This is a genomic window from Streptomyces sp. CNT360 (assembly GCF_000424785.1).
In genome coordinates, this window is record NZ_AUKO01000018.1 from 163,969 (window position 1) to 178,266 (window position 14,298).

Consider the following 14,298-nt stretch of genomic DNA (forward strand, 5'->3'; position numbering starts at 1 on the left):
CGCAAGCAACGCGTCCCGTCCCGCCCTGTTTCCGCCGCAGTTCCCCAGCCGTCGCCGCCGAGCGCACCGGCCGACGAGCTGCCCGGCGCCCCCGCCGTCGTGCGGAGCAGGTCGCGAGACTCGGAACACATGTCGCGAACAGCTTTCGAGGGAGAAGTATGTCCGCCTCACTCTCCACGGCCCCACCGCCGTTCCGGTCCAGGATCGGGAGGGACGCGCGCAGCGGCCACTACCCCGTACCGGGCCGCTACCGGCTCCACCTCGCGCTCTCCTGCCCGTCCGGCCTGGAGGTCGCCCTCACCCACGCTCTCCTGGGTCTCGCCGACACCCTGCCGCTCTCGCTGCTGCCCGCCGTCCCCGACGCACCCGGCGGAGGCTATCGGGCGTTGCGTCTCCTGTATGAGAACAGCGCGCACCAACACCCTGGGCCGGCGGTCCCACCAGTGCTCAGCGACACCTGGACCGGACGCGTGGTCAGCACACACGCCCCCGACATCATCAGGGACCTGGCCCTGCGCTTCGGCGGCGGCGTGCCCGACCTCGACCCCTCCGGCGCGGCGGAGGAACTGGCAGCGATCGGCCTGCTGTGCGACCAGGACGTCACTGCGTCGGCGCAGCGTGCCGGGCGCCCCGGGGCCGCCCCCGCGGCGGTCGCGACACTGCTGTCGGGGCTCGGCACGTTGGAGCAGCGGCTCACCTCCCGGCCGTACATGCTGGGCCACGCGCTGACCCTCGCCGACGTGAAGGCATGGGTGACGCTCTTGTACCTCGACACGGTGCACCGCCGGTATCTGGACGCGGAGACGGTGAGCCGCCTCGACCGTCATCCGCGGCTGTGGGCCTACGCGTCGCGCCTGGCGGCACTGCCCGCCTTCGGCGCGCATCTGGACCTCGACGGCATCGCCCGCAGGCACCGCGCCCGCTGCCCGGGCCGTGCACCCGCCGGTGCAACGCCACCCCTCGTGGACTGGGCGGCTTGACCGGGCGGGACCGGCTCGGCAGTGGCTCACTCGAAGGCGGCCGCCGCCTCGCGCAGTGCGGCGGCCGCCGTCTCGGGGGAGTCGGGGCCAGGAGCGCCCGGACGGTAGGTGACCGCACGCAGCCCCCCGGTGTAGCGGAAGATGCCGTGCCGTTCGTGAACCGGCCACGAGACGGGCGACTTGCGGTCCACACCCACGCTGATGCCCTGGAACGGTGCCATACCGATCAACTGGTGGACGGGTTCCGGCGTGCCGCGCCGCTCCCCGTCCACCGTGAGGGCGAAGCTCCAGCGCAGGCCCGGCTGCGCGGTGGCATCGAGCCGGACCGTGCGGGTGCCGGGGACGAGAGAGCCCGCGTCGAACTCGCGGAGTGCGCCGTACTCGTTGTACGCGAAGTAAAGCTGCCCGCCCTCGACGTACAGGCTGTAGCCGCCGCCCTGGTCGCCGTGTGAGACGAGGACACCGCAGTCGCCCTCGGCGTACGGCCCCAGTTCCACCGTCACGGCGAAGGAACGGAACGCGATCAGCCGCGAGGAGCGGTACCGCTCCAGCTCGGGAGTGCCGGGCAGCAGGGTGACAGGACGGGAGAGCCGCTCCTCGGCGGGGCCGCGCAGCGCGAGAGCGCCCGACGCGTCAGGGAGGGGGAAGACGCCGTTGCGCCAGGCCGCCGCCTCCCAGGCTGCGGCCAGCTCCCGGACCACCTCCGGGCGCCGGCCGGCCAGGTCGTGGATCTCGGTGGGGTCGGTGCGGATGTCGTACAGCGCCCACTCCGAGTCGTCGTACGGCGCTCCCGGCCGGTGCAGCGTGACCAGCTTGTGCCCGTCGCGGTAGTAGCTCCGGTTGCCGGTCATCTCGCAGTACTGCTCGGGGTGGGTGCTCGCGGCGGCCGGGTCGGCGAGGACGGACACGAAGCTGGTGCCGTCCTGCTCCTGGAGGCCGGGGCCCGAGCGTGTGACGCCGGCCAGTTCCAGCAGGGTCGGTGCGATGTCGGTGACGTACTGGTACTGGTGGCGGAGCCCGTCGTCGCCCGCGGACCGGGGCAGGCCCCTGGGCCAGGAGATGACGAACGGTACTCGGACGCCGCCCGCGTACGTGTGGCGCTTGTACAGCCGGAACGGGGTGTTGGAGGCCATCGCCCAGCCCCGCGGATAGTGCACCAGGCTGCGGGGTCCGCCGATCAGCTCGGGATCCCGCTCGACGTCCGCGGGCCAGTCCTCGGGCAGCCCCGGATGGTGTGCGAAGCGGCTGAAGTAGCTGCGGCTGCCCTCGGCACCGCCCTCGCCGCTGCCGCCGTTGTCCGAGGTGAACACGATGAGGGTGTCGTCCAGTTCACCCAGCGCCTCCAGGGTGTCCAGCAGCCGCCCGAGGTTCTGGTCGACGTTGTCGACCATGGCCGCGTAGACCTCCATGTAGCGTGCGTAGAGCCGCTGTTCGTTTTCGCTGAGGGCATCCCAGGCGGCCACGTCCAGGCCCTCCTCGCCGTTGCGGCCCGGAAGCGCGGTCTCCTCGGAGAACAGCCCGGCCGCCTTCTGCCGTGCGAACCGGGCTTCGCGCAGGACGTCCCAGCCCCCGTCGTACCGCCCCCGGTGGCGGGCGAGGTCCTCGGCCTTGGCCTGGAGGGGCGCGTGGACGGCGTTGTGCGCGAGGTAGAGGAAGAAAGGCTTGTCGGGGTCGTGGGCACGCAGCGATGTGACCATCGCGACGGCCTGGTCGGTGAGGTCGTCGGTGTAGTAGTAGCCCTCGGGGAACCGGTCGATGTCCAGCGGGGAGTTGTCGCGCACGAGCTGGTGCGGGTGGAAGAGGTTGGTCAGCCCTTCGAGCACGCCGTAGTACTGGTCGAATCCCTTCTGGAGCGGCCAGTTGGCGCGGTCGGCGGCGGCGCCGGAGGCGGAGTCGCGGGCCAGGTGCCATTTGCCGACTGCGTACGTCGCGTACCCGGCACGGCGCAGCGTCTGTGCCAGCGTGGGGATGTCGTCCGCGATCTCCATGCCGTAGCCGGGGAAGCCGGGGTCGGAGTTGGCGACCGAGGCGTAACCGACCCGGTGCGGGTTGCAGCCCGTGAGCAGCGCGGCACGGGAGGGGGAGCAGAGCGGCAGGGTGTGGTAGTTCGACAGCCGGATGCCGCGCTCGGCGAGCCGGTCGAGCACCGGAGTGGGGACCTCGGACCCGAACGGGCCGACGTCGCTGTAGCCCATGTCGTCGAGGTAGACGAGCACGATGTTCGGGGCGCCGTGCGCAGGAGCGGGCCGCTGCGGCCAGGCAGGAGTGGAATCGGCGAAGGTGCGGCCGACGTGGCCGGGAAAGTCCGCGTAGGGGTCGCGGCGGGCCGGTGGTGCGGAGTCGTTCATGCGAGTCCTTGTCAGACGGCTGCGGGATCGAACGGCTGCGGGATCGAACGGCTGCGGCGCCGGGCGGCGTCGGCCGGTTCCGTCGCGGGAGCTATGCCGCGGGGGCCTCCGCAACTGCTGCGGGTACGGGGTCGGGCGCCGCCTCCAGCAGCGCCCGGGTATAGGGGTGCTGCGGGGAGTCGCACAGCGCGTCCGCCCGCCCCGTCTCCACGACCCGGCCCTGGCGCATCACGGCGATGCGGTGGCTGACCTGGCGGACGACTGCCAGGTCGTGGGCGATGAAGACCAGGGCGAGTCCCAGGTCGCGCTGGAGGTCGGAGAGCAGATTGACGATCTGGGCCTGGACGGAGACGTCGAGGGCCGAGACCGGCTCGTCGCAGACCAGCACGGCCGGTTCGGGCGCGAGGGCGCGGGCGATCCCGATCCGCTGCCGCTGGCCGCCGGAGAAGGACCGCGGCAGGCGTCCCGCGGTGGCCGGATCGAGTCCGACGAGCGACAGGAGCTCACCGACGCGCCGCTCGCGTGCTGCCCGGTCCCGGTGCAGACCGTGCACCAGGAGGGGCTCCCCGACGATGTCGCCCACCGTCATCCGCGGATTGAGCGAGGCGTACGGGTCCTGGAAGACCATCTGCACCTGGCGGCGCAGCGTCCGCAGGGCCCGGCGCGAGGGACGGGTGACGTCCTCGCCCCGCAGCCTGAGCGTGCCGCCGTCGGCCGGGTGTGCGTGGACGAGCATCCGGGCCAGAGTCGACTTCCCGGAGCCGGACTCGCCGACGATCCCGAGAGTTTCCCCCGCCTCCAGCCGCAGCGAGACCCCGTCGACGGCGACGAGGGGACGGCGACGCCCGGCCCTGCCGCGACCCGTGAACTCCTTGCGCAGCTCCGACGCCTCCAGCAGCGGCCCCTTCTCGTCCCTGGACGCCGGCGCGGAAGCTGCGCTCGTGGGCACCGATGCTGCGGCGGCGAACGGGGACTCAGCCTCGCCCGCATGCCAGCACGCCACCCTGCGGCGGGGGTCACCGGGTTCGCCTGTCAGCGGAGGCGGCTCGCTGCCGCACCGGTCGTCGGCCAGCTCGCACCGGTCCGTGAACGCACAGCCGACGAGTGGAAGGGCCAGATCGGGCGGTGAGCCGGGGATGCCGGTGAGCCGGGTGCCGGAGGGCGCGGACAGTCGGGGAACGGCGGCCAGCAGCCCGGCCGTGTAGGGGTGGCGCGGGCAGGTGAGGACCTCGGCCGTCGGACCGTCCTCGACGACCGTACCGCCGTACATCACCACCGTCCGCGCGCAGGTGCGGGCGACGACGCCCATGTTGTGGGTGATCAGGAGCAGCGCCGTGCCGGTCCGTTCGTTCAACTCCGTCAGCAGCCGCAGGATCTGCTCCTGCACGGTGGCGTCGAGTGCGGTGGTCGGTTCGTCCGCCACCAGCACGTCCGGCTCGTTGGCCAGAGCCATCGCGATGAGGATGCGCTGCCGCTGGCCGCCGGAGAACTGGTGCGGGTGGTCGTCCAGCCGCAGCGCCGGGTCCGGGATGCCGACCAGGCCGAGCAGTTCCTCGGCGCGGGCCCGGCGTGCGGCCCGGTGCCGGTGCCCGTGGGCGCGCAGCACCTCCTCCAGGTGGGTACGGACGGACAGGACCGGATTCAGTGACGTCATGGGGTCCTGGAAGACCATCCCGATCCGGGCCCCGCGCACCGCGCGCAGCTCCTCCTCGTCCGCCGTGGCCAGTTCGGTGCCCTCCAGCCGCACGGAGCCCGCGGTGATACGGCCGCTGCCCGGCAGCATCCGGGTCAGTGCCAGGGCGGTGGTGGACTTCCCCGAGCCGGACTCACCGACCACGGCGAGCGTCTCGCCGCGCCGCAGGGTCAGGTCCACCCCCCGTACGGCGTGCACCGGGGTGCCGTCCGGACCGGTGAAGTCGACGCTGAGCCCGGTGATGTCCAGCAGGGGCCGGTCGTCGGGGGTGGCGGTCATCGGCGGATCTCCCGGTTGAGGGCCTCGGACAGCAGCGAGAAGCCGAGGACGAGCAGCAGGACGGCGAGCAGCGGCCCGGCGGCGAAGTGCGGGGCCTGTGCGAGATAGGGCAGCGCTTGGCTGAGCGTGCTGCCGAGAGTGGGCTCGGGCGCGCGCACCCCGACACCGAGGAAGCTCATCGCCCCTTCGAGGAACACGGCGACCGTGAAGGAGACGGCGATCTGGACGACGAGCGGGTCGGTGCAGTTGGGCAGGATGTGGCGGGCCAGCAGGCGGGTGCGCGCGGTGCCGCCGATCCTCGCGGCCAGCGCGTACTCCCGCTCGCTCTGCACCAGGATCCCGGCGCGCAACTGCCGTCCGAACACGGGGATCTCGGCCAGGGCGATCACCACGACGACCGGCAGGCGGCCCGGCCCGAGCACGGCCGTGACGGCGAGTGCCAGAATCAGCCCGGGGAAGGCCAGCGTCAGATCGAAGAGCCGCTGGACAGCCGTGTCCAGCATCGGGTGTACGGCGGCGAGCAGGGCGAAGGCGCAGCCCAGCAGGGCGCCCAGCGGCACCCCGAGCGCGATGACCTCCAGGTCGGTCCGGATCCCGTAGAGGAGGCGGCTCAGCAGATCGCGGCCCAGATCGTCGGTGCCCAGCAGGTGTCCGGGCGTGCCGAACCCCGCCAGCGCCTCGCGGCTCTGCTCGGCCGGGCCGTGCGGGCTGAGCAGCGGTGCGAGCAGCCCGGCGAGCACGACCAGACCGAGGAGGGCCAGGCCGACGCGCCCGTACACGGTGGAGAGGGCGGCGCGGGCCGTGGAGCGGGTCTTGCGGGCGCGGGGCCGGGCGGGAGGGGAGGCGGGGCCGGTCATGGCGGCGGTCACGTGCGGTCACTCCCACCGGATGCGCGGGTCGAGCAGGGCGTACAGCAGGTCGGTCAGGAGCTGCACCAGGACGAAGACGGCCACCAGGAGCAGCAGCAGGTTCTGGACGACGGGATAGTCGCGCTGGGTCACACCCTGCTCGGCGAGCTGGCCGAGGCCGGGCCAGGCGAATATGGCCTCCACCAGGACGGCGCCGGCCAGGAGCTGGCCGGTCTGGAGGCCGAGCAGCGTGACGATCGGGGGCAGGGCCCCGGGCAGCGCATGCCGCCACAGCAGCCTGCGCCGGTGCACTCCGGCGGCTGCGGCGGTCCGGACATGGTCCTCGGCCAGGGCGCGTTCCAGGCCGTCCTTGAGGTAGCGGGCCACCACGGCTGCGCTGGGCAGCGCGAGACACAGCGACGGCAGCAGCAGGTACTGCACCTCCAGGTCGGGTGCCTGGAACAGTCCGACGCGTCCGCCGGACGGCAGGAGGCGGAACCCGGTGACGCCGGTGGTGAGAACCAGCACCAGCAGCACCCCGGTCACGAACGGCGGCACCGCCAGCGCGCCCGTGGTGAAGACGCGTACGGCGGCCCGGACGGCACGGTGTCGTGCGGTCGCCCCGAGCAGTCCGGCGGTCACTCCGAGGACGACGGTCAACAACAGGGCACCTGCGGTGAGTTCAGCGGTGGCGCCCAGTCCGTCACCGATCAGGTCGCCGACCTGGCCGCCGACCGAGTACGAGGGCCCCAGGTCACCGCGCAGCAGGTCGCCGAGCCAGGCGACGTACTGCGTGAGCAGCGGCTCGTCGAGGCCCAGCCGGTGCCGGACGGCGGCGACCACCTCGGGACCGGCGTCGGGGCCGGCGAGTGTGGTGGCCGCGTCGCCCGGCACCAGGCGCAGGATGCCGAAGATCAGGAAGGAGGCGAGGAGGAGTACGAGAAGCGCGGACGGTATCCGCTTCAGCAGCACGGCAGTCATGGTCACACCAGGTAGGCGTTGTCGAGGTCGAGGTAGCTGAACTTGGTGAGCCGCGCGCCGCGCAGCCGTTCGGCGGCGATCTGCACCTGGTCCTGGATGGCCAGGGTCGCGATGAACGCCTCGTCCAGCAGCAGGTCGGTGATCCGCTGGCAGGCGGCCCGGAAGCCGGGACCGCCGGTCTCCTTGCGGTTCCAGGCGGCGCGCACGGTGTCGGTGTAGGCGGCCGAGCGGAAGTGGGAGGTGTTCTGCTTCTCGTTGAAGGGGTACGCACTCAGCGCGAGGGTGGCGGGCTGCACCTGTGCGAAGCCGTGCAGATTGACCCACAGGGCGGGCATCGTCCCGGAGATCAGCTTCTTCTGGTACGTGGCCGAGTCGTACGGCTCCAGACGCACCTTCAGCCCCACCTGCCGCAGGTCGTACTGGACGATCTGGGCCACCGCCGTCAGCAGCGGATCGCTGCGGTGTCCGAGCGGCAGCGTGCGCCCGGTGGCCCCGGCGGACTTGAGCAGGGCGCGGGCCTTGCCCGGGTCGTACCGGTAACGGGTGCGGTTGGCCTCGGAGTAGGCGGGGGAGGAGCGGGGCCAGGGCACGGCGGAGGCCAGCCCGTAGCCACCCAGGGCCTGGTCCACCACACGGTCGCGGTCCACGGCCCAGGCCAGCGCCTGACGCACCCGTTTGTCGGCCACCCGCTCGTCGGTCACGGTGGCACCGAGATAGGCGGCGCCCGAGCCGGTGTCGTACCGCGTGACGGTGAACCCGGGGGTGTCCTCGAACGCCCGCAGATAGGTGCCGGTGATGTCGGTGGACAGGTGTGCCTGCCCGGAGCGCAGCGCGGAGAGCAACGCGTCGGACTGGGTGTAGACGCGCAGTTCGACCTCGTCCAGGTAGGGCCTCTCCCGCACCCAGTAGGTGTCGTTCCGCACGAGGGTGAGGCTGGTGCCGGGGCGCCATCGCCGGAGCCGGTAGGGGCCGGTGCCGTTGAGCTTCGTCCCCTTGAGTGCCTGGTCGATGGTGTGCCGGTCCGGGATGATCATGAACTCGAAGAGGTCGAACAGGTTGGCCACCGGATGCGCCAGCTTGAGCACCAGCTCGTGCGGACCGCGTTTCTCGAACCCCGTCACCGCCTTCGCCGTCGTCGCCAACTGCGCCGCGCGTGCGGGCTTCTTCAGGTTCTCCACCGCGAAGACGACGTCGTCCGCGGTGAAGGGCCGCCCGTCGTGGAAGGTCACGTCGTCGCGCAGGTGCAGCGTGATGCTGCGCCCGTCCGCGGCGTACGACCAGGAGCGGGCCAGCTCGGGCCGGGGACGCAGCTCGTCGTCGTAGCTGATGAGGGTGTTGAACAGCAGACGCTGCTGGAGCGCCTGGTCGCTCTGGGTGAACAGCAGCGAGGGCACGAAGTCCGAGCGGACCGCCACGGTGGCCTTGCCGCCGCGCCGCGGCCCGCCCCGCCCTCCCGCTCCGGCCTCGGCCACGGCGGAACGGCACGCGGACAGTGCGCCACCCGTTCCGAGCAGCAGGGCACCCGTACCCGCGGCACGCAGGGCGGCGCGACGGGAGAGCGGTTGCAAGGGCGGGTCAGTGGTCAACTGGGGCATGGCGGTGAGCCTGTTCGTTTCGCTGCGGCAGGAGGTCAGGAGGTCAGGAGGCCGGACAAGGAAGGGCGGCGGGGTGGCGCGCGTCGAAGGCGCCAGTGGCAGGGGAGAGGAGCCAGGGAGCGGAAGCGGCACTGGTCGGTGTCCGGAGCACAACCCGCCCACGTTGACGCGAAGAGCGTGGGGACAGCCGGGGCGTTGCGCAGCCGGGCAAAGGAAGCGGCGCGGTGGTTCTAGTGCCCGCGCCGCACCACGGCGGAAGTCAGTCGCACACCGCACACACCGCGCTCGACTGCCGACACAGGTCGACATGCCAGCGGGACACGAGGCGCAGATCCGGGGTCACGCGGAGCAGAATGGCAGTGGCTGTGCACCGGGTCAACCGGGCTCGTGACGGGCCGGGGTGCCACGTTGACGACGCCATTGCGGTCGTGTTGCCGCACCATTTCCGCGCCCGCCTGAACAGCGGTTCCGGCAGCGCCGTGGCAGCCACCACAGGAGAATCAGCGCGTCCGGGATGTGGGACGGCCGTGACACACCAGGACGCCACCCGCTGCCGCCACACGCCCCTGACGGGTGGTCACTCGGCGCCCTGTTCCGGCGGTGCCGGGGCGAAGAGGGGCGTCCTTCGGGGCGCGGTCCGTACCGGGGATGTCAGCCGTATTGCAGGCTCGTGAAACGGGCCGTGCAGAGGTTGACCGGCCCGGTGGCAACCACCATGCTCCCGGACATGACCGCGACGACGGCCTACCTCGTGGCGCGACGCCACATCGACCTGGGGCAGCTCGCCTCGGCGGCGTGTCCCCTCGGCTGACGGCACCCGAGCTCTCTCCCCGCCCTGCCACCCGGCCTACGCGCCTCGCGCCCGTCTCGGCGCCGCGTCCCGGCACCGGCACCGGCGCCCCGCCAGGGGCCGCGACAGCGCTTCCGCCGGCCCCGCAGGCGTCAGCTCCCCGGCAACGACTTCCCACTTCGGTGAAAAGGACCTTCCGCATGACCACCGCCCCCGCGCAGTCCGCCGCATCCGCACAGCCCGCCGCCCCGCAACACGATGCACACGGCCCCGTCACCGTCGAGAAGGTCGGTGGCCGGATCGGTGCCGTGATCTCCGGGGTCCGGCTGGGCGGTGACCTGGACGAGGACACCGTGGCGGCCATCCGTGCCGCGCTGCTGGCACACAAGGTCGTCTTCTTCCGCGACCAGCACCACCTCGACGCGGACAGCCACGAGGCGTTCGGCCGCCTGCTCGGCACACCGGTCGCACATCCCACGGTCCCCTCGGTGGACGGACGGTACGCCTTCGGAATCGACAACGAACACGGCTCACGCGCCAACCAGTGGCACACGGACGTCACCTTCGTCCCCGCGTACCCGGCCTTCTCCATCCTGCGCGCCGAAGTCGTCCCGCCGTACGGCGGGAACACGCTCTGGTCCAACACCGCAGCCGCCTACGCGGAACTGTCCGAGCCGCTGCGGGCACTGGCCGACACGCTGCGCGGCGAACACACCAACGACTACGACTACGCGGCTTCACGCCCGGAGTCCTCCGCCGCGGCTCGTGAACAGCACCGCAAGGTCTTCACCGCGGTCAAGTTCCGCACCGAGCACCCGGTGGTGCGGGTACACCCGGAAACCGGCGAACGCACCCTGATCCTGGGCAACTTCCTGCAAAAACTCAGCGGCTACCGCTCCACCGACTCCCGGGCGCTGATCGACCTCTTCCAGTCACACGTCGAGCGCCCGGAGAACACCGTGCGCTGGCAGTGGCGTGCGGGCGACGTGGCCATCTGGGACAACCGCGCCACCCAGCACTACGGCGTCGACGACTCCGACGACCAGGAGCGCACCCTGCGCCGTGTCACCATCGACGGCGACGTCCCCGTCGGCGTCGACGGGCGGCGCTCGGTGCTGCTGGCCCCCGAGACGGTGCCCGACCCGACATACGGCATCGCCTCCGGCAACTCCACCGACGGCGCCCTCGCGGAGCGGTGACCCGGCGCCCGCCAGCGTGAGCGAGCCGCCCGTGGGGTGTCCGCTTTCGTCCCGGACGCCGGGCGGCCCCTCCCGCACACGCCGTGCGGGAGGGGCCGGGGACCGCGGTGCGGACCGGATCAGGTCAGCCAGTGCCCGTTGCACTCGCTGTTCGCGACGAACTTGCTGGAGCTGATGCTGTTGTTCGCCGAGACACCTCCGGTCAGCTCGTTGTCGCTGAGGTCGTCGGCCCACTTCTCACCGCGGGAGATGCAGGCGTAGTTGCCGCCCCAGTCCTTGCCGGTGCCGTTGAAGACCATCACGGCGTCGTGCGGGTCCGCTGTCGCGCGGTTCAGCAGGGAGCTCGCCTTGTTGGTGTCACCGCCCTGGAAGGGGCCGGTGGAGTTCCCCCAGTCGGAGTCGTAGTTGTCCATCTTGCCCAGGTAACCGGAGCAGTTGGCGCTGTTGTAGGCGTAGAAGTAGCCGGCGGAGGCCTCGCCGTACCGGGCGGAGCAGCCGTCGGCGGCCTGCGCGGAGGCGGCGGGGATCGTCACACCGAGGGCGGCGACGCCGAGGGTGGCCAGGGTGGCCAGAATCCTGCGCATGAGTGCATCACTCCATTTCTGGTGTTCCAGAAGGTCTGGAACCGGTCGGGCCGGGCGCTGCTGCCGTGCGCGCGCCGGCCTCTTCTTCTCTGTGCTGCTTCTTCTCTGTGCTGCCGCAGCGGACGGGCCGGCGCGGACGAGGAAGGGCGACGAGAGGGGCGACGAAAGGGCCGATGAAAGAGGCCATGAAAGAGGAGGGGAGAGCGGCAGTGCCGCGGGGTCAGGAGGCGGTGATCTCCTGGGCACGGGGCAGCGCGGCGAGCCGCATCCGCCGGTAGTCGGCCAGGGCCCGCCGGTACGGGCCCAGCCGCTTCGCACGGTAGGCGCGGTCCAGGGAACGGGCGGTCGCGCCCAGGGAGGTGCGGGTGGCACAGGTGGCCTCGGCGACCGCCAGGTCCACCTCGGTGGCGTGTGCCCGCGCCGGCTTGAGACCTCGGGTGAGCCCCGCGAGTTCGGCGCGGATCCGCTGCGGACTCCGGTACGGGTGGCCCGCCTTGCGCATGCAGGCCGACCAGGCCCGCAGCGCCCCCCGGAAGCGCGCGTCCCTCACCAGGTCGGGAACGTAGAGACGGGACACCGAGTTCGCCGTCTTACGGGCCCGGAACCACGCGGGAAAGTCACTGTAGAGGCGGCCCTGGGCGTCGGCCACGCAGCTGCTGCGGGCCACTGCGACCGAGCCGCCGCCGGGCAGTCGGACCGTCACGGTGGCGCCGGTGGTGTCACCGTCGAGGGCCGTGGTGTAGCGGCGGGCCTCCGCCGCGGACAGGCTTTGCACGTAGGTGCGGTTGGTATGTGTCCGGGCCGCATGCTCTGCCGCGGCCCGCAACCTCCCGCCGTAGCCGTGCTTCCTGGCCCAGGCCACGTCGAGCAGGACATAGCCGCGGCCCTTGCGTTCGGCTGCGCTCGGCACCGGCCGCTCCCAGTAGCGGAAGCCTGCCTTCGCCATGCAGCGCCGGACGAGGATCTCCTCGGCCTGCTCGACGGTGACCTCCTCGGCCGCGGTCAACCTCCTCGATGCCGAGGCGTGTCGCCCCGCCCCTCCGTCGCGGGGGGCGCCGCAGCCGGTCGCGGCGAGCACCGCTGCGGCGACCGCGCACGCCGCTTTGTGTACGGCTTTCATCCCCCGGTCCCCCCCTCGCGTTCACGGCGCCGTTCTGCTCGGCACCGTGGTTCCACCGTGCGGCACCGCGGCCTCCGGCGGTACCTCGCAGGTGTGAGGGTGGGGAATGCGAGCGGGGGGGGGGTGACGGGTCAGCCGGGATCGGCCCCGAGGCGGGACACCGAGCGGACGGACGGCCGCACACGGCGCTGCGCGCCGACGGGTGCGCAGCCGTGCCGTTCTTGCTGGACCGCTTCGCGCGCGGGAACACGGGCCAGCGGCAGAGGCGTCCTGATCACAGCTGCGAGGTCCTGGCCGCCCCGTTGCAGCGGCACCGGAGGCGTCGGAGCCCCGGCGAGCGCCTCCGGCCCTGCTCGCCGCGTGGACGCAGTAGGCGGCGATATGACGCCGGTCGTGCACGCACGGCTCGTGCACACCGTCCGGACCCGACCCAGGCTGTCACCCGAGCCTGCCGACCGCGTGTGACTCTCCCGGTGGGACTACTTCGCGTCCTCGGCTGAGGCCCGGGAGGCGGATGCCGTCGCCGACTCGGGTGCACCGGCAGCCGTGTAGTAGACCGAGGAGCCCTGCTTGCTGCGCTGCACCTGCTGCTTGGCCACGAGGTTTTCGAGCGTGTTGCGTACCACGGTGGTCTGCACGGGACGCTCCGGGTGGGCCTCGACCAGCGCGGCGCAGACCTCTGCGGCGGACCGCGGTTCGCTCTGTGCGGTGAGGTGACGGCGGACGAGCTCGACGAGGGTGGGCGTGGCACTCTTCCCGGCCGTACCCTTGGCCGCCGCCTTGGTGGCGGGTGTCTTCTTGGCGGCGGGCTTCCGCTCCGCCGTGCGCTTCCGCGGGGCAGCAGCGTTTCCGGCGCGCGTGCGCTTGCCGCCGGCCGGCTCGGAGGCCGTCGCCGTGCGCGGTGAGGGCACCGTGGCGCCCTTGTCCCCCGGAGCGGTCCCGGCCAGTGCCTGCTGGATGTTCACCAGCATGCCGTGGTCGTGCTGCAGAGCCGTGAGCTGCTCCTGCAGCGTGGCGATCTTCGCACTGATGCGTTCCTGCTCCTTGGCGTTGCGGTCGAGGTCGCCGGCCACCTGAGCGGCATACTGCGAAGCCATTTCGGTGCTGGTCAAGTTCTCGGACATGGTGGGGGTTCTCCTTGACTGGACGTGGCGTGCAGAAAGGTACGGCAGCCATCACACACGAGGGACGCAGTAGTTGTCGTACCCAGTCAAGAGATAGTACGGGCGAGTGGTGAGGAATGTTTTTCCGGTAGGGCCCTGTCGGGCGCTGTTCCCGGGTGCGGCGAGCGGTCATGCCGCCTGCAGGTGTCTGTCCGTACGTCAGGTGTGCGTTGACAGACTGCTGTTGACCTGGGCGAAGCAGTGCGTCCGTGCACCGTTGGTGGCCCGGCCCCAGAACATGCGTACGCGTGCTGACACCTGCGGAGCCATTGTGTGCCCTTGCTGTCCGTGGGTGAGCTTCGTCGTCACTCCGCGAGCCGGTGCGCGAGGGGAAGCAGGGGCCGGTGAATCGGTGGTTTGGGTCGGTGCGGTGTGGTGACCCGTTGCGGTGCGACCGGAAGTCGATGTGAGGAAAGCGAGTTGAGAACGGTGGCTGCCAACGAGAAGGCGCGGGCAAAGGCCGAGCAGGCAGCGGGCAAGGCGATGCGTGCCGCAGGACGCGCGACCGGCAACAAGAAGATGCAGGCCAAGGGGCACGCTGCGCAGGCACACGGCCAGGCACTGGAGGCCCGTGAGGACACCACGGACCGCTTCCGCCGCTGACTGCGTCTCCCTCCGGTAGGAACCGCGCGCCTCGGGGCGGGGCCCGCACCCCAGCGGGCCCCGCCCCGAGGCATGTGCGGATGCCGCGCCAGGAGCGGCAGGTCGCCGTACGACC

11 protein-coding genes are annotated in these 14,298 nt (G+C 72.0%); 3 read left to right on the plus strand and 8 right to left on the minus strand.

Annotated features, from left to right (window positions below; genetic code table 11):
- The first annotated feature begins 158 nt into the window (after nt 1-158).
- Nucleotides 159-980 carry a glutathione S-transferase C-terminal domain-containing protein gene (locus tag H297_RS0116745; protein WP_027738002.1) on the plus strand — a complete coding sequence of 274 codons (822 nt, stop codon included), beginning with the start codon at nt 159-161 and terminating at the stop codon, nt 978-980.
- A gap of 26 nt (nt 981-1,006) precedes the next feature.
- Here H297_RS0116745 and H297_RS0116750 read toward each other — a convergent pair whose 3' ends face one another.
- The 5 genes from H297_RS0116750 to H297_RS0116770 form a co-directional block, all read right to left on the minus strand.
- Nucleotides 1,007-3,328, minus strand: a complete 2,322-nt coding sequence (locus H297_RS0116750; RefSeq protein ID WP_027738003.1) for an arylsulfatase — start codon at nt 3,326-3,328, stop codon at nt 1,007-1,009.
- Between the two features lie 91 nt (nt 3,329-3,419).
- Nucleotides 3,420-5,300 carry an ABC transporter ATP-binding protein gene (locus H297_RS0116755; protein ID WP_027738004.1) on the minus strand — a complete coding sequence of 627 codons (1,881 nt, stop codon included), beginning with the start codon at nt 5,298-5,300 and terminating at the stop codon, nt 3,420-3,422.
- Nucleotides 5,297-6,157 carry an ABC transporter permease gene (locus H297_RS0116760; protein ID WP_037794464.1) on the minus strand — a complete coding sequence of 287 codons (861 nt, stop codon included), beginning with the start codon at nt 6,155-6,157 and terminating at the stop codon, nt 5,297-5,299. Before H297_RS0116760 ends, H297_RS0116755 begins: the two co-directional genes overlap by 4 nt.
- A gap of 18 nt (nt 6,158-6,175) precedes the next feature.
- Nucleotides 6,176-7,129: an ABC transporter permease gene (locus H297_RS0116765; RefSeq protein WP_027738006.1), complete on the minus strand. Its 954-nt coding sequence runs from the start codon at nt 7,127-7,129 to the stop codon at nt 6,176-6,178.
- Nucleotides 7,130-7,131: 2 nt separating this feature from the next.
- On the minus strand, nt 7,132-8,724 hold the full coding sequence (locus H297_RS0116770) for an ABC transporter substrate-binding protein (RefSeq protein WP_051351909.1): 1,593 nt from the start codon (nt 8,722-8,724) through the stop codon (nt 7,132-7,134).
- 990 nt (nt 8,725-9,714) lie between these two features.
- Between H297_RS0116770 and H297_RS0116780 the strand changes: the two genes are divergently transcribed.
- Nucleotides 9,715-10,713 (plus strand): TauD/TfdA dioxygenase family protein, encoded by a 999-nt coding sequence (locus H297_RS0116780; protein ID WP_027738008.1) that lies wholly within the window; start codon nt 9,715-9,717, stop codon nt 10,711-10,713.
- A 119-nt stretch (nt 10,714-10,832) separates the two neighbouring features.
- On the opposite strand, the gene H297_RS0116785 is transcribed toward H297_RS0116780, so the two are convergent.
- The 3 genes from H297_RS0116785 to H297_RS0116795 form a co-directional block, all read right to left on the minus strand.
- Complete coding sequence (locus tag H297_RS0116785) at nt 10,833-11,297, minus strand: hypothetical protein (protein WP_027738009.1); 465 nt, start codon at nt 11,295-11,297, stop codon at nt 10,833-10,835.
- A gap of 220 nt (nt 11,298-11,517) precedes the next feature.
- Complete coding sequence (locus tag H297_RS0116790; RefSeq protein ID WP_027738010.1) at nt 11,518-12,417, minus strand: hypothetical protein; 900 nt, start codon at nt 12,415-12,417, stop codon at nt 11,518-11,520.
- Nucleotides 12,418-12,896: 479 nt separating this feature from the next.
- Nucleotides 12,897-13,541: a hypothetical protein gene (locus tag H297_RS0116795; RefSeq protein ID WP_027738011.1), complete on the minus strand. Its 645-nt coding sequence runs from the start codon at nt 13,539-13,541 to the stop codon at nt 12,897-12,899.
- Between the two features lie 468 nt (nt 13,542-14,009).
- Between H297_RS0116795 and H297_RS41755 the strand changes: the two genes are divergently transcribed.
- Nucleotides 14,010-14,183 (plus strand): CsbD family protein, encoded by a 174-nt coding sequence (locus tag H297_RS41755; protein ID WP_078514186.1) that lies wholly within the window; start codon nt 14,010-14,012, stop codon nt 14,181-14,183.
- Nucleotides 14,184-14,298 lie beyond the last annotated feature (115 nt).

Excerpts from the sequence above, each read along its gene's own strand:
- H297_RS0116745 (WP_027738002.1), top strand. The coding sequence starts at position 159 with ATGTCCGCCTCACTCTCCACGGCCCCACCGCCGTTCCGGTCCAGGATC.
- H297_RS0116750 (WP_027738003.1), bottom strand. The coding sequence starts at position 3,328 with ATGAACGACTCCGCACCACCGGCCCGCCGCGACCCCTACGCGGACTTT.
- H297_RS0116755 (WP_027738004.1), bottom strand. The coding sequence starts at position 5,300 with ATGACCGCCACCCCCGACGACCGGCCCCTGCTGGACATCACCGGGCTC.
- H297_RS0116760 (WP_037794464.1), bottom strand. The coding sequence starts at position 6,157 with ATGACCGGCCCCGCCTCCCCTCCCGCCCGGCCCCGCGCCCGCAAGACC.
- H297_RS0116765 (WP_027738006.1), bottom strand. The coding sequence starts at position 7,129 with ATGACTGCCGTGCTGCTGAAGCGGATACCGTCCGCGCTTCTCGTACTC.
- H297_RS0116770 (WP_051351909.1), bottom strand. The coding sequence starts at position 8,724 with ATGCCCCAGTTGACCACTGACCCGCCCTTGCAACCGCTCTCCCGTCGC.
- H297_RS0116780 (WP_027738008.1), top strand. The coding sequence starts at position 9,715 with ATGACCACCGCCCCCGCGCAGTCCGCCGCATCCGCACAGCCCGCCGCC.
- H297_RS0116785 (WP_027738009.1), bottom strand. The coding sequence starts at position 11,297 with ATGCGCAGGATTCTGGCCACCCTGGCCACCCTCGGCGTCGCCGCCCTC.
- H297_RS0116790 (WP_027738010.1), bottom strand. The coding sequence starts at position 12,417 with ATGAAAGCCGTACACAAAGCGGCGTGCGCGGTCGCCGCAGCGGTGCTC.
- H297_RS0116795 (WP_027738011.1), bottom strand. The coding sequence starts at position 13,541 with ATGTCCGAGAACTTGACCAGCACCGAAATGGCTTCGCAGTATGCCGCT.